At 59.4% G+C, this 24,818-nt stretch carries 20 protein-coding genes and 1 pseudogene; 10 read left to right on the top strand and 11 right to left on the bottom strand.

The features are described 5' to 3' along the window. Positions 1-232: 232 nt before the first annotated feature. Positions 233-1,222, bottom strand: a complete 990-nt coding sequence (locus NWP14_RS19225) for a Gfo/Idh/MocA family oxidoreductase (RefSeq protein WP_331834942.1) — start codon at positions 1,220-1,222, stop codon at positions 233-235. A gap of 70 nt (positions 1,223-1,292) precedes the next feature. Next, positions 1,293-1,796 (bottom strand): M48 family metallopeptidase, encoded by a 504-nt coding sequence (locus NWP14_RS19220; RefSeq protein ID WP_041147337.1) that lies wholly within the window; start codon positions 1,794-1,796, stop codon positions 1,293-1,295. An 85-nt stretch (positions 1,797-1,881) separates the two neighbouring features. Between NWP14_RS19220 and rlmG the strand changes: the two genes are divergently transcribed. After that, positions 1,882-3,018 (top strand): 23S rRNA (guanine(1835)-N(2))-methyltransferase RlmG, encoded by a 1,137-nt coding sequence (gene rlmG / locus NWP14_RS19215; protein ID WP_375215837.1) that lies wholly within the window; start codon positions 1,882-1,884, stop codon positions 3,016-3,018. 59 nt (positions 3,019-3,077) lie between these two features. Here the strand turns inward: rlmG and NWP14_RS19210 are convergent, their stop codons facing one another. The 3 genes from NWP14_RS19210 to lsrR all read right to left on the bottom strand — a co-directional run bounded on the left by NWP14_RS19210 (position 3,078) and on the right by lsrR (position 7,871). Further along, positions 3,078-5,099, bottom strand: coding sequence for an FAD-dependent oxidoreductase (locus NWP14_RS19210; protein WP_375215836.1), 2,022 nt, complete (start codon positions 5,097-5,099; stop codon positions 3,078-3,080). Positions 5,100-5,272: 173 nt separating this feature from the next. Next, positions 5,273-6,862: an autoinducer-2 kinase gene (gene lsrK, locus NWP14_RS19205; protein WP_375215835.1), complete on the bottom strand. Its 1,590-nt coding sequence runs from the start codon at positions 6,860-6,862 to the stop codon at positions 5,273-5,275. 37 nt (positions 6,863-6,899) lie between these two features. Then, on the bottom strand, positions 6,900-7,871 hold the full coding sequence (gene lsrR, locus NWP14_RS19200) for a transcriptional regulator LsrR (protein ID WP_375215834.1): 972 nt from the start codon (positions 7,869-7,871) through the stop codon (positions 6,900-6,902). Positions 7,872-8,090: 219 nt separating this feature from the next. Between lsrR and lsrA the strand changes: the two genes are divergently transcribed. From lsrA to NWP14_RS19160, 8 genes and pseudogenes are all read left to right on the top strand, one after another. After that, the gene (gene lsrA, locus NWP14_RS19195; protein ID WP_375215833.1) at positions 8,091-9,578 is read left to right on the top strand and encodes an autoinducer 2 ABC transporter ATP-binding protein LsrA; all 1,488 of its coding nucleotides are present in this window, start codon (positions 8,091-8,093) and stop codon (positions 9,576-9,578) included. Continuing rightward, positions 9,575-10,609: an autoinducer 2 ABC transporter permease LsrC gene (lsrC, locus tag NWP14_RS19190; RefSeq protein ID WP_375215832.1), complete on the top strand. Its 1,035-nt coding sequence runs from the start codon at positions 9,575-9,577 to the stop codon at positions 10,607-10,609. Before lsrA ends, lsrC begins: the two co-directional genes overlap by 4 nt. Further along, positions 10,609-11,611, top strand: a pseudogene (gene lsrD, locus NWP14_RS19185) (autoinducer 2 ABC transporter permease LsrD). The gene lsrC and the pseudogene lsrD overlap by 1 nt, the downstream one beginning before the upstream one ends. Then, positions 11,608-12,621, top strand: a complete 1,014-nt coding sequence (gene lsrB, locus NWP14_RS19180; RefSeq protein WP_095099703.1) for an autoinducer 2 ABC transporter substrate-binding protein LsrB — start codon at positions 11,608-11,610, stop codon at positions 12,619-12,621. Before lsrD ends, lsrB begins: the two are co-directional and overlap by 4 nt. An 11-nt stretch (positions 12,622-12,632) precedes the next feature. Beyond that, the gene (gene lsrF / locus NWP14_RS19175) at positions 12,633-13,520 is read left to right on the top strand and encodes a 3-hydroxy-5-phosphonooxypentane-2,4-dione thiolase (protein WP_331834937.1); all 888 of its coding nucleotides are present in this window, start codon (positions 12,633-12,635) and stop codon (positions 13,518-13,520) included. Then, positions 13,517-13,810, top strand: a complete 294-nt coding sequence (lsrG, locus tag NWP14_RS19170; RefSeq protein ID WP_331834936.1) for a (4S)-4-hydroxy-5-phosphonooxypentane-2,3-dione isomerase — start codon at positions 13,517-13,519, stop codon at positions 13,808-13,810. Before lsrF ends, lsrG begins: the two co-directional genes overlap by 4 nt. Positions 13,811-14,432: 622 nt before the next feature. Beyond that, complete coding sequence (locus NWP14_RS19165; protein ID WP_375215831.1) at positions 14,433-15,146, top strand: hypothetical protein; 714 nt, start codon at positions 14,433-14,435, stop codon at positions 15,144-15,146. A gap of 199 nt (positions 15,147-15,345) precedes the next feature. Further along, positions 15,346-15,825, top strand: a complete 480-nt coding sequence (locus NWP14_RS19160; RefSeq protein WP_375215830.1) for an Hcp family type VI secretion system effector — start codon at positions 15,346-15,348, stop codon at positions 15,823-15,825. Between the two features lie 134 nt (positions 15,826-15,959). Here the strand turns inward: NWP14_RS19160 and ygjG are convergent, their stop codons facing one another. Beyond that, positions 15,960-17,339: a putrescine aminotransferase gene (ygjG, locus tag NWP14_RS19155; protein WP_045856750.1), complete on the bottom strand. Its 1,380-nt coding sequence runs from the start codon at positions 17,337-17,339 to the stop codon at positions 15,960-15,962. 273 nt (positions 17,340-17,612) lie between these two features. Beyond that, positions 17,613-18,158, bottom strand: a complete 546-nt coding sequence (locus tag NWP14_RS19150; RefSeq protein WP_095099681.1) for a PadR family transcriptional regulator — start codon at positions 18,156-18,158, stop codon at positions 17,613-17,615. Between the two features lie 236 nt (positions 18,159-18,394). Here NWP14_RS19150 and NWP14_RS19145 point away from each other — a divergent pair, with 236 nt between their 5' ends. Continuing rightward, complete coding sequence (locus NWP14_RS19145; RefSeq protein WP_189339850.1) at positions 18,395-19,171, top strand: siderophore-interacting protein; 777 nt, start codon at positions 18,395-18,397, stop codon at positions 19,169-19,171. A 104-nt stretch (positions 19,172-19,275) separates the two neighbouring features. Here NWP14_RS19145 and NWP14_RS19140 read toward each other — a convergent pair whose 3' ends face one another. The 4 genes from NWP14_RS19140 to dhaK form a co-directional block, all read right to left on the bottom strand. Continuing rightward, complete coding sequence (locus NWP14_RS19140) at positions 19,276-20,931, bottom strand: glycerone kinase (protein WP_346430626.1); 1,656 nt, start codon at positions 20,929-20,931, stop codon at positions 19,276-19,278. An 80-nt stretch (positions 20,932-21,011) separates the two neighbouring features. After that, a complete protein-coding gene (gene dhaM, locus NWP14_RS19135) occupies positions 21,012-22,433 on the bottom strand; it encodes a dihydroxyacetone kinase phosphoryl donor subunit DhaM (RefSeq protein WP_375215829.1) in 1,422 nt (473 codons plus the stop codon). Between the two features lie 10 nt (positions 22,434-22,443). Then, positions 22,444-23,076 (bottom strand): dihydroxyacetone kinase subunit DhaL, encoded by a 633-nt coding sequence (dhaL, locus tag NWP14_RS19130; RefSeq protein ID WP_095099674.1) that lies wholly within the window; start codon positions 23,074-23,076, stop codon positions 22,444-22,446. Positions 23,077-23,086: 10 nt separating this feature from the next. Then, positions 23,087-24,157 carry a dihydroxyacetone kinase subunit DhaK gene (gene dhaK / locus NWP14_RS19125; protein WP_375215828.1) on the bottom strand — a complete coding sequence of 357 codons (1,071 nt, stop codon included), beginning with the start codon at positions 24,155-24,157 and terminating at the stop codon, positions 23,087-23,089. Positions 24,158-24,818: the final 661 nt, after the last annotated feature.

The following is a 24,818-nucleotide window of genomic DNA, read 5'->3' as shown; positions in this document are numbered from 1 at the left end:
AGCCGCTGCGTGTTTATGCATAGACCTCGCCTTCCGGCAAGGTCTCACTTACAACGCTAAAAGTACCCGCCCACAGAACGCGGCCTTTTATCGTTGCCCGGCGACCGGATGCGCGTTTGACGCACATCGTAATGACGATCCACCGGCAAGGAAGTTACTCCCCTTTGCACGTAACAAAGTATTACAACTCATAAATGGCGTCAATGGTCGCTGACGGCCCCTTTACACTCTTTTACGCCGCCGGCAGGCTATCCGCCGGGAAAACGACTCCGGTCTGACGGCGGATCTCGCTCAGCAGCTGCGCCGTAATGCGGCTAACCTCCAGCCCCGGGTGAGTCACCTGATTGGCTTCAACCAGCCGGGCAAACTCTTCCGCTTCATACAGCATCGTATTGATATGCTGCGGCTGCGTCAGGTCCTGGGCTTTCCCGCCGCGCGGAATAAAGCACACCTTCTGGCATTCGGAGATTTTCTCGATCACCAGCGAGCCGGCTTCCCCCTGGATTTCACTCGGCAGCGTAGAGTCGCTCACTTTTGAATGGTGCAGGGTGACGTCGAAATCAGGATAGCTCAACACCACCGTGCCCTGGGCATCGACGCCGCTCTCCAGCAGGCTGGCGCTGGCGTGGACGGCTCGCGGCTCGCCCCACAGCGCGACCGCCGAGGCCAGGCAGTAAAAGCCGATATCCATGATCGAGCCGTTAGAGAAGGCCGGATTGAAGGTGTTCGGGTTCTCGCCGTCGAGATAGCGCTGATAGCGCGAAGAGTACTGGCAGTAGTTGATAAAGGCTTTGTGGAGGCGGCCAATTTTGCTAAGCGACTGCTGCAGCAGCTGGAAGTTTGGCAGGCTGGCGGTTTTAAAGGCTTCGAACAGCACCACCTGGTTTTCCCTGGCGGCGGCGATCGCGGCCTCGGCTTCGCGGATATTGGAGGCCAGCGGCTTTTCGCAAATTACGTGCTTTTTATGCGTCAAAAACAGATGCGTTTGCGGGAAGTGCAGGGAGTTCGGGCTGGCGATATACACCGCGTCAACGGCATCGCTCTGCGCCAGATCGTCCAGCGAGGTGAACAGGTGTTCCACCGGATAATCGTTAGCGAAAGCCTGCGCTTGTTCAAGGCTGCGGGAGTAGATGGCGGTGAGCTTATACTTGCCGGTTTCATGGGCGGCATCGACAAACTGGCGGGTTATCCAGTTTGTGCCAACAACTGCGAAACGTATCATAAACGTTGACGAACTCCGTGAAAGGGAACCTTTCGTCACTCTAGCATGCCATCATGACAAAACCAGTGCGCTACTGCGCAGAACGATTTAGCGAAAGGTGCGTTAGCCACAGGCGGGTATCGAACTCCAGCTGGTGATACTGCGGCTCCATATAGCAGCAGAGCTGATAGAACGCTTTGTTGTGGTCCTTTTCTTTCAGATGCGCCAGCTCGTGAACCACAATCATCCGCAGAAAGGCTTCCGGCGCGTCGCGGAACACCGTCGCGACGCGAATTTCAGCCTTCGCCTTCAGCTTGCCGCCCTGCACGCGTGAAATGGCGGTATGCAGGCCGAGCGCGTTGTTCAGCACGTGGATCTTGCTGTCATACATCACTTTATTCACCGGAGCCGCGCCGCGCAAAAAGCGGGTTTTCAGATCCTGGGTATATTGATACAACGCCTTATCGCTGTTGACGTCGTGGCTCTGTGGATAGCGTTTTTCCAGCACCGCGCCAAGGCGCTGCTCGGCAATTAATGTGCGCACCTGAGAGAGTAAACTCTCCGGATAGCCCTGCAGGTAAGTTAGTTGACTCATCAAAGCCCCAAATAAAAAATAAAAAGGGTATACTCACGCACCCTTTTCAGGGATAACGCCAAAATTTTACCACTCAGGAGGGCCGATGAGCCACTTAGACAACGGTTTCCGTTCACTGACACTGAAACGTTTCCCGGAAACGGACGACGTTAACCCGCTGCTGGCGTGGGAAGCGGCGGATGAATACCTGCTGCAGCAGTTGGACGATACGGAGATTAACGGCCCGGTCCTGATTCTGAACGACACCTTCGGCGCATTGAGCTGCGCGCTGGCCGCACATACGCCTTACAGCATCGGCGACTCTTACCTCACCGAGCTCGCCACCCGCGAGAACCTGCGCCATAACGATATTGCGGAATCCAGCGTCAAGTTTCTCGACAGCACCGCCGAATATCCGCAGGCGCCGGGCGTGGTGCTGATAAAAGTGCCGAAAACGATGGCGCTGCTGGAGCAGCAGCTGCGCGCGCTGCGCCTGGTGGTGACGCCGCAAACCCGCATTATTGCGGGGGCTAAGGCGCGGGATATCCATACCTCGACGCTGGAGCTGTTTGAAAAGGTGCTGGGCCCGACCACCACCACTCTGGCCTGGAAGAAAGCGCGCCTGATCAACTGCACCTTCAGCGCGCCCGCGCTGGCCGATGCGCCGGAGACCCTGAGCTGGAAGCTGGAAGGAACGGAGTGGACGATCCACAACCACGCGAACGTCTTCTCCCGTACCGGGCTGGATATTGGCGCGCGCTTCTTTATTGAACATCTTCCTGCAAACCTCGAAGGCGAGATTGTCGATCTCGGCTGCGGCAACGGCGTGATTGGCCTGACGCTGCTGGAGAAAAACCCGCAGGCCAGCGTGGTGTTTGTGGATGAATCACCGATGGCCGTTGCCTCCAGCCGCCTGAACGTTGAAACCAACATGCCCGAAGCGCTGGACCGCTGCGAATTTATGATTAACAACGCGCTGTCGGGCGTGGAGCCTTTCCGCTTCAACGCCGTGCTGTGCAACCCGCCGTTCCACCAGAAGCATGCGCTGACGGATAATATCGCCTGGGAGATGTTCCACCACGCGCGCCGCTGCCTGAAGATCAACGGCGAGCTGTATATTGTGGCAAACCGTCACCTGGACTATTTCCATAAGCTGAAGAAAATTTTCGGCAACTGCACCACCATCGCCACTAACAATAAGTTCGTGGTATTGAAAGCGGTGAAGGCGCGTAAGCTGCGCTGATTGACGAACTTGCCAGCGGCGGTTGCCCGGACGGACGCAGCGCCGCCGGGCAGGCGCGGCTAAATCTCCAGCGCCAGCCGGGTTCCCTGGGCAATTGCGCGGCGGGCGTCGAGCTCCGTCGCCACGTCGCAACCGCCTATCAGATGCACCGTTTTCCCCGCCGCCCGCAGCGGGTCCGCCAGCTCGCGCTTCGGCTCCTGGCCGGCGCAGATAATCACCCGATCGACGCTGAACAGCTGCGCTTCGCCGCCGATGGTTACGTGTAGCCCCTCATCGTCGATCTTCTGATAGCTCACCGCCGGGATCATTTTCACGCCGCGAGCCAGCAGGGTGGCGCGGTGGATCCAGCCGGTGGTTTTGCCTAAGCCGTCGCCGGGTTTACCGGCTTTACGCTGGAGCATGACGATCCTGCGCGGGCTTTTCGGCTGCCGGGCGCCTTCTGCCCGCAGTCCGCCCGCGGTCTGCAGGCTGGTATCAATTCCCCACTCCTCGCAGAACCCGGCAATATCCTGGCTGGTGGCGGGCCCCGGCTGGCTGAGGTACATCGCGGTATCAAAGCCGATGCCGCCGCAGCCGATAATCGCCACGCTATCGCCCACCGGCACTTTATCGCGCAGCACGTCGAGATAGCTCAGCACCTTCGGATGAGTAATGCCGTCGATATCCGGCATCCGCGGGGCGATACCGGTGGCGAGGATCGTTTCATCAAACTCCATCAGCCGATCGGCGTCGATCGGCGTATTCAGCCGCAGATCGACGCCGGTCAGATCCAGCATCCGCCGGTAGTAGCGTAGGGTTTCATAGAACTCCTCTTTGCCGGGGATCTGCTTCGCGATATTAAACTGGCCGCCGCTCTCTTTTTGCGCGTCGAACAGCGTCACGTGGTGCCCGCGCGAGGCGGCGTTGACGGCAAAGGCCAGCCCGGCGGGGCCTGCGCCAACCACCGCCAGCCGTTTCGGCGCGGCGGCGGGGGTGACCGGCATCAGGGTTTCGTGGCAGGCGCGGGGGTTAACCAGGCAGGAGGTCACTTTACCGACGAAGATCCGATCGAGGCAGGCCTGGTTGCAGCCGATACAGGTATTGATCTCATCCGCACGGCCGCTTTGCGCTTTCGCCAGGAATTCACCGTCGGCGAGGAAGGGGCGGGCCATCGACACCATATCAGCGTCGCCGCGGGCGAGGATCTCCTCCGCCACCTGCGGATCGTTAATTCGGTTGGTGGTGATGAGCGGAATCGACACCGCGCCTTTCAGCTTGCGGGTCACCCAGCTGAAGGCGCCGCGCGGCACAGGGGTGGCGATGGTCGGAATGCGCGCCTCGTGCCAGCCGATGCCGGTATTGATAATCGTCGCTCCCGCCGCCTCAACGGCTTTTGCCAGCGTAATCACTTCCGGAAGGGTGCTGCCGTCGTGCACCAGATCGAGCATCGACAGGCGATAAATAATAATAAAGTCGTCCCCCGCGCGCTGGCGCACGGCCCGCACGACCTCGACGGCAAAGCGCATGCGCTGGTTGTAGTCGCCGCCCCACCGATCGTCGCGCTGGTTGGTGCGCGCGGCGAGGAATTCGTTGATCAGGTAGCCTTCCGAACCCATCACTTCGACGCCGTCGTAGCCCGCTTCCCGCGCCAGCTGGGCGCAGAGGGCAAAATCGTCGATCAGCCGCAGAATCTCATCGTGGCTCAGGGCGTGCGGGGTAAAGCGGTTAATAGGGGCCTGCAGCGCCGAAGGAGCCACCAGCTGCGGCTGGTAGCTGTAGCGGCCGGTATGCAGGATCTGCAGGGCGATTTTGCCGCCTTCCCGATGCACTGCGTCGGTAATGTGCCGGTGATGCGCGAGGTGGCTGGCGTCGTTGAGCACCGCGCCGCCCGCCATCGTAACGCCGGAGGCGGCAGGCGCCACGCCGCCGGTCACAATCAGCGCGACCCCGTGGCGAGCGCGCTCGGCGTAAAAGGCCGCCAGCCGCTCCGCGCCGTCGGCGTGTTCCTCCAGCCCGGTATGCATCGACCCCATCAGCACGCGGTTTTTAAGCTGGGTAAAGCCCAGATCGAGCGGAGCGAATAACGACGGATAGTGGCTCATAATGGCTTCCAGTAGCTAATATGTAACATTATTGTTATGTGGTCGGATGAGTTACTAATTTAGCCGTCGCGGGAGAAAAGGGAAAAGGGGAGTGCGGCGATTGTGATGGGATTCAAAGAATGATGCGCGGCGCCGCGCCATCGGCTCTCTGCGATGGCGCGGTAGCCGGTGGTCTACGTCCGATGGCGAGGCGCTGTCGGAGAGAGTCCCGGCGCCTGCCACATGGAGGTGGTCAGCCCGCTGTCCACCAGCCCGAGCTGGTCGGCGTAGACCGACTGCCATTTGCTCATCATCTCCTGATAGAGCTCGCGATGCGCCGGATCAGGGGTAAACACCCGATGCCAGCCCACCAGCTTTTCACCCGTCGCCGCCATATCGTCGTACAGCCCGGCGCCGGTCCCGGCGGCGATGGCGCAGCCGAGCGCGGTGGCCTCACGCACCACCGGTACGCGCACCGGCAGGCCGGTGACGTCGCTGAGGATCTGGCTCCACAGCGCGCCTTTCGAACCGCCGCCGGCGAAGACCAGGCTATCGAACGTGACCCCCGAGAAGCGGGAGATTTGCGCGAGATTGCAGGCGGAGACAATCGCCGCATTCTCTTCCAGCGCGCGGAACAGGGTCGCCTTATTGCACTTTTCCGGGTCGATGGAGAGGTTAATAAACGACGGCGCGGCGTGGTACCACTGCTTAAAATGCATCGTATCGGAGAAGATCGGCATCACCCCGTGAGAGCCGGCGGGCACCCGGCTGGCCATCTCCTCCAGCAGGGAGTAAGCGTCAACACCGAGGCGCTCAGCCACCAGCTTCTCTTCGGCGCAGAAGGCGTCGCGGAACCAGCGCATGGTGAGGCCGGTAAAGAAGCTAATCGACTCCGCCTGGGCCATGCCGGGAATGACGTGGGGATTGACGCGAATATTCATCTCCGGGTCGGTGCGCGGCTGCGGCAGGTTGACCACCTGCTGCCAGAAGGTGCCCCCCAGCACGGCGGTCTGCCCCGCGCGCACCACCCCGAGGCCGAGGCAGCCCAGCTGCACGTCACCGCCGCCCATCACCACCGGCGTGCCAGCCCGCAGCCCGCACTGCTGCGCCGCGGCGTCGGTGACCGCTCCCAGCAGCGTGCCGGTCTCTTTCACCGGCGAGAGCATATCGGCGCGCAGCCCGGCCATATCCAGCAGCGCCGGACGCCAGTCGCGGCTGAACAGATCGAGCATCCCGGTGGTGCCGGCGTTTGACGGGTCGACGGCCAGCTCGCCGGAGAGTTTTGCCGCCAGCCAGTCGCTAATCATGGTGATGGTTGCCGCCTGGCGGTAGATATCCGGGCGATGGTGGGCCAGCCACAGCAGGCGCGGCATGGCGCTGAGCGCCAGGGTTTGGCCGGAGACCTCATACACTTCGGACTCAAAGCGGAAATCGTGGATCTCTTTGAGCTCCGCCACCTCGCGGCTGGCGCGCGCGTCGACGTTGGCGCAGGCCCAGATGGCCTCGCCGCTGCGGTCGTACAGGACGATGCCTTCGCGCATCGAGCAGCAGGCGACGGACTGAATATCCGCCGCGCCGAGGTGAGCGGCGGCCAGCGCCTGGCGGATGCACTGGCAGGCCAGCTGCCAGTTGGTGATAAGGTCGAACTCCATCGAGCCGGGAACATTTTCCACGCTCAGGTGTTTCCATTCGGCCTGGCCGACCGCCACCTGGCGCCCCGCAAGATCGAAAACCACCGCCCGAATGCTGCCGGTCCCGGCATCTAACGCTAACAGGTAACTCATGACATGCGCCTCGCTGGTATTGCGCGGCGCATGGCCATCAGGAGGCCAGCGTAAGCACCGCGCGTGCTGTTGTCTCTTCCGTTACCAGGCCATTAATCCGCTTGCCGATCAGAGCCGCGTAAATCGCCTGCGCTTTTTCCGTTCCTCCGGCAACGCCGACAATGGTCGGCAGCTGCGCCAGCTCGTCAAGGGTAACGCCGAGCAGTTCCCGGTGAATTTCCAGCCCCTCAACCCGCCTGCCGTCGGCCTGCAGGAAATAACCCAAAATGTCGCCTATCGCTCCTTTGCGGGCGTACATCAGCTGTTCGCCTTCGCTGATATAGCCGGAGCGCAGGATGGTGGCGTCGCGGCGCTGGTCGATAGCCCCGATGCCCACCACCGCCGCATCCGCCGCGGTGGCGGCGAGGATCACGTCGCGCACGCTCGACTCCCGACGCAGGATCTCGGCGACGTCGGCGGAAGAGACCCGCAGCGGCGCCGGAATAATGCTGACGCTACAGGCGGCGTCCAGCTGGCCGATGCCGGTCATGTAAGGACCCACGCCGCCGGAAAGGGTCACCAGCCGCACCTGCTGAGAGCTGATAAAGCCGCTCAGATGCTGCAGGCAGCTCATGGTGGCCTCGCCAAAACCGACCGCCAGCAGCTGCCCCGGCGCCAGCACGCCCATCAGCGACTGCGCCGCGCCGATCCCCAGGCGGGTGTTCATCGGCGGGGTATTCAGCGCCGGAAGAACGCGCGCAATCTTCAGATCGAAACGCCGCTGCAGCTCGGTCTCCAGCGCCAGGCAGCCTTCGTAGCGGGAGTTGATCTGCACACGGATCACGCCGGACTGACGGCCTTTCTCCAGCAGCCGGGAGATCTTCAGCCGCGGCAGCCCCAGGCGTTCGCCAATTTCGTTCTGCGTCAGGCCATCGTGGTAGTAGCACCAGGCAACCCGCGCCACCAGCTCTTCCTCGGCTAACGCCAGCCCGGCGTAGCGGCTCTCTTCCGTAATGCGTTTTTCGCTCATAAATTGAACTCTTATAAAAATTTAGATCATATGTTCGCTATTGCATGGTCGGAAAATGTGAGCCGGCCGGCAAAACCGATCTTTGGCTGTTCGCTGGTTTTATTCAAACGATCTAAAGCATAAAACTGTGATCATCGCACGGTTGTAAATATAGTTCAGGGTCTACGCTTTTGAACATTATTAAATTAAAAAATCATTTGTTCAAACCGAGGCGTGATAATGAAGCCACTGCTTGAAGCCCGCCAAATCTACAAACAGTTCTCCGGCATTAGCGTGCTGAAGGCGATTGATTTCACGCTATTTTCCGGCCAGGTACACGCCCTGATGGGCGGCAACGGCGCCGGGAAATCGACGCTGATGAAGATTGTCGCCGGAGTGGAAACTCCCGACGGCGGCGAGCTCACCCTCGGCGGCAGCACCTTTGCGCGCCTGACTCCCGCGCTGGCTCATCAGCAGGGCGTTTATCTGGTGCCGCAGGAGCCGATGCTGTTTCCCAACCTGACGGTGCGTGAAAACATCATGTTCCGTCTGCCGAAGCGCGCCGATAGCGCCGCGCAGCTGCAGGAAAAGCTGCGGCAGCTCAGCTGCCAGCTGAATCTCGACGCGGCGGCCAGCACCCTGGAGGTGGCGGATCAGCAAATGGTCGAGATCCTGCGCGGCCTGATGCGTAAAGCGCAGATCCTGATCCTCGATGAACCCACCGCCTCCTTAACGCCGGGCGAAACGGCGCGTCTGTTTTGCCAGATCCGCGCGCTGCAGGATCTCGGCGTCGGCATCGTCTTTATCTCGCACAAGCTGCCGGAGATCCGCCAGATCGCCAGCCACGTCTCGGTCATGCGCGACGGCGCGGTGGTGCTGAGCGGGCATACCGCCGACTACAGCGACAATCAGCTGGTGAGCGCCATGACGCCCGTCGACCGGGAGCACGCCCTCAGCGATACGCAGAAGCTGTGGCTGGCGCTGCCGGGCAACCGACGCACCCAGCCGCAGGACTTCCCGGTGCTGCGGGTGGAAGATCTCACCGGCGAGGGGTTTATCGATCTTAGCCTCGAGATCTACGCCGGGGAGATCGTCGGCCTCGCCGGGCTGGTGGGGTCCGGGCGCACCGAATTTGCCGAAACCCTTTACGGCCTGCGGCCGCTGCGCGCGGGGCGGGTCTGGCTGGAGAACCGCGATATCAGCGGTGCCAGCACCCGGGCGCGGCTTGCCAGCGGGCTGGTCTATCTGCCGGAAGATCGTCAGGTTTCCGGACTGTTTCTCGATGCGCCGGTGCGCTGGAACACGGTGATGTTTAACCAGCCGTCGCTATGGCAGCAGGATAAACGCGAGGCGGCGGTGGTGGAGCGCTATCACCGGGCGCTGGGGATCAAATTTGCCGATAGCGACCAGCCGGTGCGCACGCTCTCCGGCGGTAACCAGCAGAAGGTGCTGCTGGCGCGCTGCCTCGAGGCCAACCCGCTGCTGCTGATCGTCGACGAGCCGACGCGCGGCGTGGACGTCTCCGCCCGCGCCGATATCTACCAGCTGCTGAAAAGCGTCGCCGCGCAGAACGTCGCGGTGCTGATGATTTCCAGCGATCTGGATGAATTTGTTGGCCTGGCCGACCGGGTGCTGGTGATGCATCAGGGCAGACACAGCGGCGAGCTGGCGCAGCAGGCGGTGACCGTCGAACGCATGATGGCGCTGGCATTTGGAGGAGCGGCATGAAAACGTTATTGAAAAATCGCGAACTGAGCGCCTTTCTCGCCATCGTGGTGCTGTTCGCCGGGCTGGTGGCGCTCAATCCGGCCTACTTCAGCCTGCAGACCCTGGGCATGATCTTCGCCAGCTCGCAAATCCTCTGCCTGCTGGCGCTCGGGGCAACCCTGGTGATGCTGACCCGCAATATCGATGTTTCCGTCGGTTCCACCGTCGGCCTGTGCGCCATTGCGGTGGGCGTGGCGCTCAACGGCGGCTATGGCCTGACGGCAGCTATTGCTTTTGCGCTGGCGATTGGCGCCCTGGCGGGGGCCTTTAACGGCCTGCTGGTGGTGTGTCTGCGCATTCCGGCGATTGTCGCCACTCTTGGCACCCTCGGGCTGTATCGCGGGGTGATGCTGCTGTGGACCGGCGGTAAATGGATTGAAGGCCTGCCGGATAGCCTCAAGTCGCTCTCGGAACCGGCGTTTATCGGCGTCTCGCCGCTGGGCTGGCTGGTGCTGGTTCTGCTGCTGGCCGGGGCCTGGATGCTGTCGCGGACCGCCGCCGGCCGCGATTTCTACGCCGTCGGCGATAATCTGACCGCCGCGCGCCAGCTGGGAGTGGCGGTAAACCGCACGCGGATGCTCGCCTTCACCCTTAACGGCATGCTGGCAGCCTGTGCGGGCGTTGTTTTTGCCGCCCAGATTGGCTTCGTGCCCAACCAGACCGGCAGCGGACTGGAGATGAAGGCCATTGCCGCCTGCGTGCTCGGCGGTATTTCCCTGCTTGGCGGCACCGGGACGCTAATCGGCGCGTTTCTCGGCGCCTTCTTCCTCACTCAGATTGATACCGTGCTGGTGCTGCTCAGGCTCCCGGCGTGGTGGAACGACTTTATCGCCGGGCTGGTTCTGCTCGGCGTGCTGGTGCTCGACGGGCGGCTGCGCCAGGCGCTGAGCCGCCACCAGCGAGCGCTGAAATATGCCCGCTTTCAGCCCGGTAATAAGGGGGGAAAGCGCGTAGCCCCGTTTACAAAGCGTAAAAACAAAGAGGTGGCGTGATGAAGCTCAGCTGGGAAAGCGCGCTGCTGGCGCTGCTGGTGGTGGAAATTCTGCTGTTCGGGGCCATTAACCCGCGGATGCTGGATATCAATATGCTGCTGTTCAGCACCAGCGATTTTATCTGTATCGGCATCGTGGCCCTGCCGCTCACTCTGGTGATCATTAGCGGCGGGATCGATATTTCGCTCGGCTCGACCATTGGCCTGTGCGCCATCGCGCTGGGAGTGATGATGCAGGCGGGCTGGCCGATGGGGCTGGCAATCCCGCTAACGCTGCTGCTTGGCCTGCTGTGCGGGCTGATTAACGCGGCGCTGATCCACTACACCGGTATCAGCCCGCTGGTGATTACCCTCGGCACCCTGTACCTCTACGGCGGCGGAGCGCTGCTGCTCTCCGGCATGGCGGGCGCGACCGGCTATGAAGGGATAGGCGGCTTCCCCGACGCCTTCACCGCCTTCGCCAACCTGACGCTGTTCGGCCTGCCGCTGCCGCTGGTGCTGTTTATCGTCATCACCTTTTTCTTCTGGCTGCTGGCCCACCGCGGGCGATTTGGCCGCCACCTCTTTCTGCTCGGGCAGAACCCGCGCGCCGCGCGCTATGCCGCGCTATCGGTTAACGGCATACCGTACGTGCTGTATGGCCTGGTGGGCGTGGCGTCGGCGGTAGCCGCGCTGGTGATGGTCTCCTATTTCGGCTCGGCGCGTTCGGATTTAGGCCGCGACCTGCTGATGCCGGCGCTGACCGCCGCGGTGCTTGGCGGGGCGAACATCTACGGCGGGTCAGGTTCGGTTATCGGTACGGCGCTGGCGGCGCTGCTGGTGGGATATTTACAACAAGGTTTACAGATGGTCGGCATCCCCAACCAGGTGTCGAGCGCGCTGTCAGGGGCGCTGTTGGTTGTGGTGGTGATGGGGCGCTCGCTGAGCCTGCACCGTGAATGGGTGCGTATGACCTGGCGACGCCTTTCTCGCGCATAAAACAATCGGAGCACACATACGATGAAAACCAAACGAATCCTGCAAATGAGCGCCCTGGCGCTGGCAATGAGCGTGGTGACCGCTCAGGCCGCAGACCGCATTGCCTTTATTCCTAAACTCGTTGGCGTTGGCTTCTTTACCAGCGGCGGCAACGGCGCCAAAGAGGCGGGCAAGGCGCTGGGCGTCGACGTCACCTACGACGGTCCGACCGAACCGAGCGTCTCCGGCCAGGTGCAGCTGATCAACAACTTCGTCAACCAGGGCTACAACGCGATTATCGTCTCCGCCGTGTCGCCGGACGGCCTGTGTCCGGCGCTCAAGCGCGCGATGCAGCGCGGCGTGAAGGTGCTGACCTGGGACTCCGATACCAAACCCGAATGCCGCAGCATCTATATCAACCAGGGCACCCCGCAGCAGCTCGGCGGACTGCTGGTGGATATGACCTCGCAGCAGGTGAGCAAACCGGCCGCTAAGGTGGCGTTCTTCTACTCCAGCCCGACGGTGACCGACCAGAACCAGTGGGTCAAAGAGGCCAAAGCGAAGATTGCCAAAGAGCATCCGCAGTGGCAGGTGGTGACCACCCAGTTCGGCTATAACGACGCCACCAAATCGCTGCAAACCGCCGAGGGAATATTAAAAGCCTATCCGGATCTCGACGCCATTATCGCCCCGGACGCCAACGCGCTTCCGGCGGCGGCGCAGGCGGCGGAGAACCTCAAGCGTCAGGGGGTGGCGATTGTCGGCTTTAGCACCCCGAACGTTATGCGCCCGTACGTCGAGCGCGGGACGGTGAAGGCTTTCGGCCTGTGGGATGTGGTCCAGCAGGGCAAAATTGCGGTTAACGTCGCCGATCGTCTGCTGAAAAAAGGCGATCTTAACGTTGGCGACAGCGTGGAGGTAAAAGATATCGGGACGCTGAAGGTCGAGCCGAACAGCGTTCAGGGCTATCAGTATGAGGCGAAAGGCAACGGCATCGTGCTGCTGCCGGAGCGCGTGGTGTTCACCAAAGAGAACATCAACAACTACGACTTCTGACGGGGGATGAAATGGCAGATTTAGACGATATCAAAGAGGGGAAAAACTTTGGCCTGGACCGACCGCAGCAGAACGCGCTCTACGGGCTGAAGGGTTGCGGATCGCTGGAGTGGGGGATGCAGTCCCGGCTGGCGCGCATCTTTAACCCACACAGCAACCGCACGGTGATGCTGGCCTTCGATCACGGCTATTTTCAGGGGCCGACCACCGGGCTGGAGCGGATCGATCTCTCCATCGCCCCGCTGTTTGCTGAGACCGACGTGCTGATGTGTACTCGCGGGATCTTAAGAAGCACGGTACCGGCGGCCACCAATAAGCCGGTGGTTTTGCGCGCCTCCGGCGGTAACTCAATCCTCAGCGAGCTTTCCAACGAATGCGTGGCGGTAACGATGGAGGACGCGCTGCGCCTTAACGTCTGCGCGGTCGCGGCGCAGGTCTATATCGGCAGCGAATATGAGCATCAGTCGATCGGCAACATTATTAAACTGGTGGATGCCGGGAACCGCTACGGCATGCCGGTGCTGGCGGTCACCGGGGTTGGTAAAGAGATGGCCCGCGACGCGCGCTATTTCTCGCTGGCCAGCCGGATCGCCGCCGAGATGGGGGCGCAGTTCGTAAAAACCTATTTTGTTGAAGAAGGCTTTGAAAAAGTGACCGCCAGCTGCCCGGTACCGATCGTGATTGCCGGCGGCAAAAAGCTGCCGGAGCAGGAGGCGCTGGAGATGTGCTGGCGGGCGATTGACCAGGGCGCGTCCGGCGTCGATATGGGACGCAATATTTTCCAGTCCAGCGCGCCGCGCGCGATGCTGAAGGCGGTGAAGAAAGTGGTGCACGAGAATATGAGCGCCCGCGAGGCGTATCAGTTCTGGCAGGAGGAAAAGCAGGGGGAGCTGAAATGAACGTGACGCTGGTCGAAATCAATATCAAGCCGGAGCGGGTGCACGAGTTTCTCGACGTCTTTCGCGCGAACCATGAAGGGGCGCTGCAGGAGCCGGGCAACCTGCGCTTCGACGTTCTGCAGGACCCGGAGGTGAAGACGCGGTTTTTTATCTACGAGGCCTATAGGGATGACGAAGCCGTGCTGGCGCACAAAAAAACGCCGCACTATCTGGCCTGCGTCGAGAAGCTGGATGAGATGATGTCGCAGCCGCGGCAGAAGCGCAGCTTTATAGGCCTGCTGCCGGAATAGCATTGGAAACTGGCCTGCGGGATCGTCCGGAGAACGGATTACCGCAGGCTAAGTCCCGGCTGGAGGGGGGCAAGGGACTTTTCCGTGGATACGGGGATGTACCACTTTAGGGGCCAGGTCATTGGTGGCGATTTTAACGCCGTGGTGAAGATAGATTTTATTGCTCAGTAAACCAAAGGGTGGTTCACAGTATGGGCCTTATCCATTAATTGATCTGGAAAATATAACTTTCTTCGGGAATTTAAATTTTCAATTGAGAGCCTCCTTCCATAAATAACCCTTCCGTACAACAGAATGAATTTATTCTCACGTCGCTTCTGCAATATTAGGTTTTACATGTATCATCCTTCACTATTCTTACCGCAGCGCACGGCGAGCTTTTTGTATTGTTGATATCGCGTGTATGGTTATGTCTCAATACCTATAGCAGCCTCAATGAATCCCACTCTTGATATATTTAGCATGTTTATATATACAGAAATGAACTGCTAACTAAATTATTAATTAACACTCTACGAATGAACAGTTCGAGAGTTTAAGGTGTTTTTTGTGATTTTCATTTGAGTTGTTTGTTTTTTCGGCATATATTTCCATTTAACAATATTAAAAGTAAGGACACTTTATGAAGGCCTCCAGCTATTTAAAGATGAAGTTACAAAGTGACAGGCAGTTAGCTGTTTATGGACAACAGGGCGTGACCTCCACATGGAGAGCAATGAAGGGTATTGGTTCTGATATTTACTCTGGAGTTGAGCGGGTAAGCTGGTATTCCTCATGTCTTATCCCCCGCTATCATGATGTTTGTAATAAATTAGTTTCTGAAGAACAGCGCATGTATAAGTCGATTCTTTCTGTTTTTCGTTATCACGACGTAATTGGTCATATGTTCTACCTCTATTTTGAAATGATCATTAACGATAGCAAAAATGACAATCAGCAAGGCAGTGTACGATATGTTGACTCCAAAATTACACAAATGGCTACGAAAGTACCCGTTGGTAGAGCAACTCGCTTTGCATTGGCTCTGACTCTTTCGAAAGCTCTTTCTGCATCCGATTTAGTATCTGACGCCGTAATTAAGCGCCTGTCAAAGCGCACACCGGCAATCGTCATGGCTCTTCAGCTTTTTGGTTCTGAGCAAAAATGCGCTATTGCCGCACGACAACTTAAAACACTCGATCCATCGTATTACGCAATCCTTTATAATGCAGAAGTTGAAATGTTGTATTATTTTATTGATCCCATTCTTTCAGATGTTATCAAGCAATATCAAATGCGATTCTATAATAACTACGATGAATTTTATGCTTATCTAAAGAGCCACTACCATGTTTAAAAGCTTGCTATCAATACTCTTTACGGAAATACTTTTCCTCGTTTGGATATTTGCAAGTGGATTAATTTTTATGTATTTAGTCCCTGAACACTGGTTTGTATTGACTGTGGTTTCAGTCATATTGTTAATTATTGTCCATCCTGTTTTATTCGGGCGATTTGATAAGTACGATAAATAATTACTACGAAAGGGATCTTTTATGTCAAACCCAGCTTATTTATGGTTGACGGATGAAAATGGTTCACCAATGGTTGGCCCATCGCTTGTATTGGGTCGTGAAGGTGCTATCGAGTTGAAATCATTCACCCATAACGTCAATATTCCAGTTGACGGCAATACCGGAAAACTGACAGGTACGCGTATTCATATGCCGATTATGTTCCAAAAAGAATTTGATCGTGTAACCCCCATGCTCTATCGCGCGCTGAGTACCGGGAAAACCCTGCAATCGGCGACGTTCAAAATGTACCAGATTATTGAGGCTGGATTAGAGCAGGAGTACTTCAATATTATTCTTGAAAACGTAAAGCTGACATCAATTACACCGGATTTATACCCAGGAGCAAATACAGGAACGCATCTTGAAACGATTCTTATGCGCTATGAAAAAATTACCTGGAAGCATTGCGATGGCAATATTATCTATACTGACTCATGGAATGAGTGGGCGACATATTAACTTTATGGGCAAACGGCGCATTGAATAAGGATGAAAGCCGGGCGATAACCCGTCTCCCGGGTCAGTATGGCGGAACGGCAGGCGTAAAAAAGCCCGGTGAATATCGCTTCCACCGGGCTTTTTGTTGGCTATCGTCAGGCTTCTTCCACTGAAACCCGCAGCTCGGCCAGCGCGTTCCGCGCCGCCTTCAGCACCAGCTCGCACTGCTCAAGGGTCAGGGTCAGCGGTGGTTCGATGCGGATCGTCCTCGCGTTGTTCAGGGTGCCGGCCACCAGCACCCGCTGGCGGAACATCAGGCTGGCAAAGTCATAGCCGATTTCGTTATCCACGAACTCAATGGCCATCAGCATCCCTTTACCGCGGACTTCGTTCACCAGCTCCGGATACTCGCGAGCCAGCAGGCGGAAGCCGTCCAGCAGCAGATCGCCTTTCTGCTCGGCCTGCGCCGGCAGATTCTCCGTCAGCAGAACGTTGATCGTCGCCAGCGCCGCGGCGCAGGCCAGCGGGTTACCGCCGAAGGTAGTGGTGTGCAGGAACGGATTGTCGAACAGCACCGAGAAGACCTCTTCGGTGGCAACCGTCGCGCCAATCGGCATCACGCCGCCGCCGAGCGCCTTGGCAAGGCACAGAATATCCGGATGAACGTTTTCATGCTCGCAGGCAAACATTTTGCCGGTGCGGCCCATGCCGGTCTGCACTTCGTCGAAGATCAGCAGCGCGCCAAACTCGTCGCACAGCTTACGCACCGCGGGAAGATAGCCCGGCGGCGGCAGGATCACCCCGCCTTCGCCCTGGATCGGCTCAAGGATCACCGCCGCGACGTCATCGCCGGTTTTTTTACACTCGCTGAGCAGCGTGCGCATGGCGTTGATGTCGCCAAACGGCACGTGACGGAATCCCGGCAGCAGCGGCATAAACGGCTTACGGAACGTCGATTTGGCGGTCGCGGACAGCGCGCCCAGCGATTTGCCGTGGAAAGCGCCGCTGGTGGCCACAAAGGTAAATTTGCCGCGCGGGGACTGGTAGGCTTTAGCGAGCTTCAGCGCCGCTTCGACCGACTCGGTGCCGCTATTGGAAAAGAAGCTGTATTTCAGCTTGCCCGGCGTCAGGGCCGCCAGCGTTTTGGCCAGCATGGCCCGCAGCGGATCGAGCAGTTCCTGACTATGAAGAGGTTGCTTAGCGAGCTGGTGCTCTACGGCGGAAACAACGACTGGATTACGGTGCCCTACATTAAAAATTCCAAAGCCACCCAGGCAATCAATAAACTCTTGTCCCTGAGTGTCGACAAGCGTATTTAAACTTCCCGCCTGCCACTCTACGGCTCCGTAATCCCCGCCAGCGGTAACAGATTTTCGATACGCTAAAAACCCCGGATTCACGTGCTCTTTAAAGTACTCTCTGACCTCCTGGTTAAGTGCTTTCATCTCCTCATGATCGAGCGTTTGCTTTTCAATGAGATTCAGTGCGTGTGCGCTGCAGGCCAGAGCCGATGCGCTGGAAGGTAACCTGTTCAAAGTGGGCTCCTGGGATGGGCGTATCACATGATACTGAATTAAGTATTGCAGGGATTACGCCACTTCGGTGCAGGAGCTGAAAATCGGGATAAACGCAGCGTGAAAGCGCAATTGCGCAATATTTAATCTTCCGGCGATATTTTTGGCATGCCTTACTCCTGAGCGGGCGCGGCATGCGCTCTGCGGGCTCTATGCCGCGTGCTTCGCCGCGGTGCGCTTTGCCCAACGCTGGGGCAGAAGAGGGCCGGCTGGCGGGCGGCACGCGGCGATAGCTTAATCGAGCTGGGAGATTTCCATCGCCGCGCGGTCGATGACGGCAATAATCTGCTTTAGCTGCGCTTCGCTGATGGCCTGCTGATTAACTTTTAAATCCAGCACGGCTTTAAAATTTTCCAGCGCCCGCTTCATCTGCGGATTTTTGCGAAGTTCGCAGCCGACCATCCGCGCCTGAAGACGCTCCTGAATGTCGGCCAGGGACTGCAGATTCTCCGCGTGCAGGCGGCGACCGTCTTCGCTAATCGAGATTTTTTTACGCCCGTTTTCCTCCTCAACGCCGATCAGCCCCTGATCCTGCAGCAGGTCGAGGGTGGGGTAGATAACGCCGGGGCTCGGGCTGTAGTTGCCCTGAGTCAGGCTCTCGATCTCTTTAATCAGCTCGTAACCGTGGCTGGCGCTGCGGGTGAGGATATCGAGGATAACCAGCCGCAGCTCGCCGTGGCCGAAGAAACGCTGGCGCCGCCCGCCGCCTCTCCGCCCGCGATCGCCACGTTCACCGTGATGCTCGCGCGAGTCGTGCTCTTCTTCATGATGGTTGCGCATCGTTTTCTCCTGTCTGTTTTGATATATCTAATTTATATCTAAATGTAATATCATGGCAAGTTTGATTGCTTTGTTTTTATTAAGTAATTGATAGTTATTATCTTTATTTTGTTTTTTGGATTTTCATGTCTTTTGGTTTGACTATATCAAAAAAGAGCTTGCATTCTTTTTTAATGGCAATCATTATCATTTGCAAAGTATTTAGATATATCTGTTTAATTTCACGAAGGCCGCTGATGATGACAACAATGAAAAAAACGCAGTATCCGCAACGCGTACAAAACGAACTCCGTTTCCGCGAGCTCACCGTGCTGCGCGTTGAGCGCGTGGGCGCTGGCTTCCAGCGTATCGTGCTGGGCGGCGAAGCGCTGGATGGTTTCGTTTCGCAGGGTTTTGATGACCATACCAAGCTCTTTTTCCCGCAGGAGGGCGCGACCTTTACGCCGCCGCAGGTGACGGATGAAGGCATTAACTGGGGCGAGGGCGTGCGCCCGGCGAGCCGCGACTACACGCCGCTGTACGATGCCGAACGCCACGAGCTGGCCTATGATTTCTTTATTCATGACGGCGGTATCGCCAGCCGCTGGGCGCTGGCGGCGAGCGTCGGCGATAAGCTGGTGATTGGCGGGCCGCGCGGTTCGCTGGTGGTGCCGGAAGACTACGCCTGGCAGCTGTATGTCGGCGATGAGTCCGGGATGCCCGCGCTGCTTCGTCGCCTGCAGGCATTAAGCCAGCTGCCGGTTCAACCGCAGGTTACGGCGATCGTCACCATTGGCGATGAGTCTTATAAAGACTATCTGGCGGATTTTGATGGCTTCAATATCGAGTGGGTGGTGGGCCATAACCCCGCCGCGGTGGCCGAACGTCTGGCGCAGGTGAGCGTCCCGGCTGAGGATTACTTTATCTGGGTGACCGGCGAAGGCGCGGTGGTGAAATCGCTGCTTGAGCGCTTTAAAGGGGAAGAGATCGACCCGCAGCTGGTGCGCTCGCAGGCCTACTGGCACAGTAAATAAGCGGATGCCATGAAGTCCCGGGCCGCGGCTAACGTCCTGTCCGGGCCGCATTGCCAAAATGCCCTGTATTCCCGCAGGCGCCGTGCGCCTGCGGGAATGTTTGACTAATCCTGTCTCTCTGCCAGCGCCTTAAACACCATCGCCACCGCGTGAGCGCCCGGGTCCATATTGCCCAGCAGGCTGTCGCTGTTCAGATACGATGCGCGCCCGGCGTTGGCTTTGCTGGCGTGAAGGGTGCTTTCCGCGCCGGCCTGAGCCGCAGCGAACGCCGCCTGCAGATTTTCAGGCGCGGCCAGCAGCGACGCCAGCGCCGGCTGCAGCGCGTCAATCATGGTGCGATCGCCTTCGTCCGCCCCGCCGTAAAACTTCATCTGCGCCAGGCCGGCGTTCAGCGCTTCGGCGACGCCTGCGCCCTGTTCCAGCTTCTGCCCGGCGGCGGTAAAGAAAATAGACATCAGCACGCCGCTGGAACCCCCCATCACCACGGTCAGGCGTTCGCCGATCAGCGCAAACAGGGTGGCGAGGTCGGCGAGCGGCAGCTGCTGGCGATGCAGCAGGTCAGCAACGTCGCGCGCGCCCGCGGCGAAGGTCGAGCCGGTGTCGCCGTCGCCGACTTTGGCATCCAGCGCGTTCAGGTGGGCCTCAAGGTCGGACAGCGTTGCGGTCACCTTCCCGACATAGCCCGCAACGAGGCTATTGTCTGAAGGCTGGAACTCCACGCGGCTACTGCGCAGCGAGCAGGGCATGACGCCGACGGCGCGCGGCTGAACCGGCTTCTGCCAGCTGGCGGTTTCCACCTCGGACAGCAGCGCTTTCTCAATGCTCTCTTCCAGCACGATCGCGGTAATCGAGAAGCCTTTCATATCCAGGGCGGTGACCAGCGAAGCCGGGCCAATCAGCCAGTCAATGCGCTGATGGAGCGGGGTATTGGCCAGCTCGCGGGTGAGGATCGCCATCTCCGCGACCGACACGCCGCCGAGATTATTGAGCATTACCGCCAGGCGGCCGGTTGCCGGCAGGGCCGCGGTCAGCTTCTCCGCCATCAGCTGCATAATCTGCCCGCTGTTCTGGGTAGCGATAACCGAAGCGCCGGGCTCGCCGTGAATGCCCATCCCCAGCTCGGCCCGATCCGGATGATGGCGCGGGGCCGTTTCGGCCTCCTGCGGCAGGTGGCAGCTGGAGAGCGCGAGGCCGAGGCTGCAGGTGTTGTTCGCCGCGTACTGCGCCTCGCGCAGCACGGTCGCCAGGTTATAGCCGCGTTCGGCGAAGTAGCCCGCCACTTTGTGTACCAGGATGGTCCCGGCAATGCCGCGCGGATGCTTGTTATCCGGCAGCGAAATATCGTCGCCGACAATCAGCATCTCGACGCTATAGCCCAGACGACGCGCTTTCTCCGCCGCGAGGCCAAAGTTAAGGCGATCGCCGGTGTAGTTCTTGACGATCAGCAGGCAGCCCGCTTCGCCGGTGACGGCCTGGATGGCCGTCAGCACCGCATCGACGCTCGGTGAAGCAAAAATATCGCCGCAGACGGCGGCGGTGAGCATGCCTTTACCAATAAAGCCCACGTGGGCCGGTTCGTGACCTGAGCCGCCGCCGGAGATCACCGCGACGTTGCTCTTATTCAGATCGCTGCGCACGACTACGCGGATCGCCGGATCGCTCTCCAGCCGCGCCAGGTTATTCCACGGGCTGGCGATAATCGCCCCTTCAATAACGTCGCTGACGAGGCTGGTGCGCTGATTAAAAAAGAATTGAGACATAACGGTTCCTGGAGGTTGAGCGAAAACAGAGTCCCCGGAGGCAGGGCCTCCGGCGTAAGGTCAGTGGGGCAGGCAACGGCTTACCCGCGGATAATGCGCTTTTCGGCGATATCAAGGGTGATGGCATCGCCGCCGTGCAGCGTTTTCAACGCGTCGCCCTGCTGGCACAGGCAGGCGATCCCGGCCTGGCGCGCGATAATCGCGCCGTGGGAGACGTCGCTTCCGCCCTGCAGGCAGATCCCTTTGACCTGCCGGGCGTCGAGCTGCAGTACGGTAGAGGGGAAGATATCATCGGCGATGATAATCACCGGTTCATTCACCGCCAGCGGCACCTCGCTGCGGCCCTGAAGATGGCGCAGCGTACGGTGAAGAAGATCTTCGATATCAATATAGCGCGCCTGCAGATAGGCATCGCTCAGCTGGCGATACTGCTGGCTGAGATCGACCAGCACCTGATACCACGCCCACTCGGCGCAGCACTGCTCCTTGCTCAGGATGGCGCAGGCGGCGTCATAGAGGTCCGGGTCGTCGAGCAGGGTATGGTGGCCGGAAAAAATGGCCGCGATATCGGCGGAATAGCGCTCCTCCGCCAGGCGGGTCAGCGCGTTGAGATCCGCCAGCGTCTGGTCAATGGCCTGCTTCAGGCGCCGCTGCTCTTTGGCGCTATTGGCGCTGTTTCGCCGTCTCGGCTCGGCATGCGGCAGGGGATAAAACAGCGCCTTCCCCTGGACACGGGCGGCGGAGGGGACGGCCGCCGCCGGGGCGGCGTCCGGCTGCTCGCCAAAGTTCTCCGCCGCCAGCGCCTGGAATGCGGCCAGCGCCGCCTCGGCATCCGGCCCGCGGGCCAGCAGCCTTAGCCGGTCGTCGCGGCGCACCTGCAGCAGCGCGATTTTGTTGATGCTGTCCGGCGCCACGCACTTCCCGCCTTTCTCCAGCAGCAGATCGGCGTTGAAACCGGCCAGCGCCGCCACCAGGCGCGAGGCCGGACGAACGTGCAGGCCGTTGTGGTTGCTAATCACCACCGAAACCGACCGCGCACCGTCATCCTCGGCAAAGGGGGTCGCCTCAGGGGCGGCATGAGCGGGCGACGGTAACCCCAGCTGAACGCGCTTAGCCTCCAGCGCATTCATGGCGTCCTCAATAACCTTGTCGATCGTTGACCCGGTCGCCGCGCTGACCGTGGCCGCCAGCGTACCTTCGACCAGCGGGGCCGCGCAGAGGCGAACCTTAGCGGCGATAGCGGGATCGAGAAGATCCAGCGCCGTCTCGGCGCTCAGCAGGGCGCTGCCGATATCCATCATCACCAGCACGTGATCGGCGTCGGCAACGGATTCAATCGCCTCCATCACCTTTATGGGATCGGTGCCGATCGGGTTCTCGGGATCGTCAATCCCGGCGGCGATCGCCAGACGGCAGCCGTCGCCGATTAACATCTGCCGGGCCAGTTCTCCGACACCTTCGCCCAGCCGGGCGCTATGAGAAACAATCACCAGGTTTACCATCGCTTTTTCCTTACTCTTTGGCTGCCGCAGCCAGCTCCTGAATCATAAACATCACCGAGGTCGCGCCCGGATCCTGATGCCCGATGCTGCGCTCGCCGAGATAGCTGGCGCGGCCTTTGCGCGCCTGCATGGTGATGGTGGAGCGGGTGGCGATTTCCGCCTGCTTGCAGGCGGCATCCAGCGCGGCGTGCATCGACAGATGCTGTTCGCTGGAGTGGCGCAGCGATTCAACGACCGGTAGCCAGACGTCGCACATCGTTTTATCCCCCGGCTCCGCCTTGCCGCGGTTGACCACGCCGTCCGCGCCTTCGCGCATCATCTGATACAGCTCGTCGAGGCTGAGGCTCTGGTGCGCCTGGGTTACCTGGGCCGCGCGGATAAAGAAGGTGCCGAACAGCGGGCCGCTGGCGCCGCCAACGTTGGAAAGCAGCGTCATCCCGGTATTTTTAAGGATAAAACCGATGTCCTTATCGGCAATAGAAGGCAGCTTTTCCACCACCTTGCTGAAGCCGCGATGCATGTTCAGGCCGTGGTCAGCATCGCCAATCTCTTTATCCAGCCCGGTAAGAAAATCCCGCTCTTTGGTAAAGATCTCGCCGCAGCGATAGAGCCAGTTAACGATCTGCGTTCTGTTTAGTGACATGTTGTGCTCCTTAATGGCCCCAGTTCAGCGCCGGGCTATGGACGGGGGCATCCCACAGGGCCAGCGTATCGTCGTCGGCTTTCAGCAGGGTGATGGAAAAGCCCACCATATCCAGAGATGTGCAGTAGCTACCGATAAGGCTGCGGGCGATAGCGATCCCGCTCTCCTCGCAGCGTTCGGCGAGGCGGTTGTAGACGCCGTACAGTTCCGATAGCGGCGTGGCGCCGAGGTTATTGACCAGCGCGATAACGCGGTCGCCGCTCTGTAGCGCCTGTTTACTCTGCGGGACGTCCTGCCAGCTGCCTTTGGCCGGGTCCCACTGGCGCAGGGTGCGGCTGTAGGTACCGTTTTCCAGCAGGGTGGCGAACATTTCGTCCACGGTCTGGTCGAGGGAGCTGAAGGCGCGGCGGTCAATCCCCGGCTCGCCGTGGATGCCGACGCCGAACTCCATTTCATTATCCTGCAGCTCAAAAGAGGGCTGCCCGGCGGCCGGAACGGTGCAGGCCGCGAGGGCGACACCGATGGAGTGGCCGAGGTTGTTGAGCCTGCGGCCCAGCTCGGCGCAGGCTTCCAGCGAGTCGCCGCGCTCGGCGGCGGCGCCCACCAGCTTTTCAACCAGCACGGTGTTGGCTACGCCCCGGCGACCGGCGGTATAGAGGCTGTCCTTCACCGCCACGTCATCATCGATAACCACGGTGGTGACCTTGACGCCGCTCTCATGCAGCAGCTCGGCGGCGGTTTCGAAATTCAAAATATCGCCGGTGTAGTTTTTGATAATCAGCAGCACGCCTTCGCCGCCGTCGATATTCATCGCGCACTCAAACATTTTATCCGGCGTCGGCGAGGTGAAGATCTCCCCGGGACAGGCGCCAGAGAGCATGCCCTGGCCGATGTAGCCGCAGTGCATTGGCTCATGTCCGCTGCCGCCGCCGGAGAGCAGCGCCACTTTTCCGGCAACCGGCGCATCGGCGCGGGTGACGTACACCGGGTCCTGATGCAGCGTTAATTCGGGATGGGCCTTCGCCAGGCCCGCCAGCTGTTCGCTCAGGACATCTTCGACACGGTTAATCAGTTTTTTCATCTTTATGCTCCGTCGCAGTGGTTCGATGCAGCCTCTCTGCTGGCGGAGGCGGTCATCGTGTAGGGGTTCGCCAGCCGATAAGCGCTGTCCGGCGATGTAGTGATTCTGGCTGAGTTAGCGAAAAAAAAAATCTGCCCGAAGAGGGTTTCATTCCGGAACGTGATTGCTGATAAATGTTCCGTAATGAAACGTTTATTGCGAAGAAAAAAGCAAAATGCGACCCAGAGCGGTTTTTTTCATACCGCCGCGAGGCGGATAAGCGGCGATGGCGAAGCGGGTTTTTAGTTTTTTTTCGCGGCCAGGGGCCGATTTCCCGGTGAGCTATGCTGTTTGCCGGGCAAATTTACGCCGCACGGGCGGATCGGGATCGCAATCCCGGCGTTTCATGGTGATTAATGTTTCAATATGAAACGCAAAAAAATTTTCTCTGTTCCATATCAGAACAAAATTACGAAAGATTTTTTTGTTCTCCGCTCGCCCTACAGTGGTTGCATCGCTCCGGTAGCGCTCCCGTTCCCCTCATTAGCAGAAGGCGGAGCGGAGTGGCGCCAGGGCTCATTATGTAAAAACATGCACTTAGAGCCTATCCCATTAGGGCTATTTTACTTGCCATTTGGAACCTGGGCAGTGCTCGAAATCCTCACGTACTACGTGTACGCTC

It is taken from the genome of Klebsiella sp. C349492, from assembly GCF_042055345.1.
GTDB lineage: Bacteria > Pseudomonadota > Gammaproteobacteria > Enterobacterales > Enterobacteriaceae > Klebsiella > Klebsiella scottii.
The sequence above is the reverse complement of the archived record's forward strand: the minus strand, read 5'-3'. Positions and strand labels throughout refer to the sequence as shown.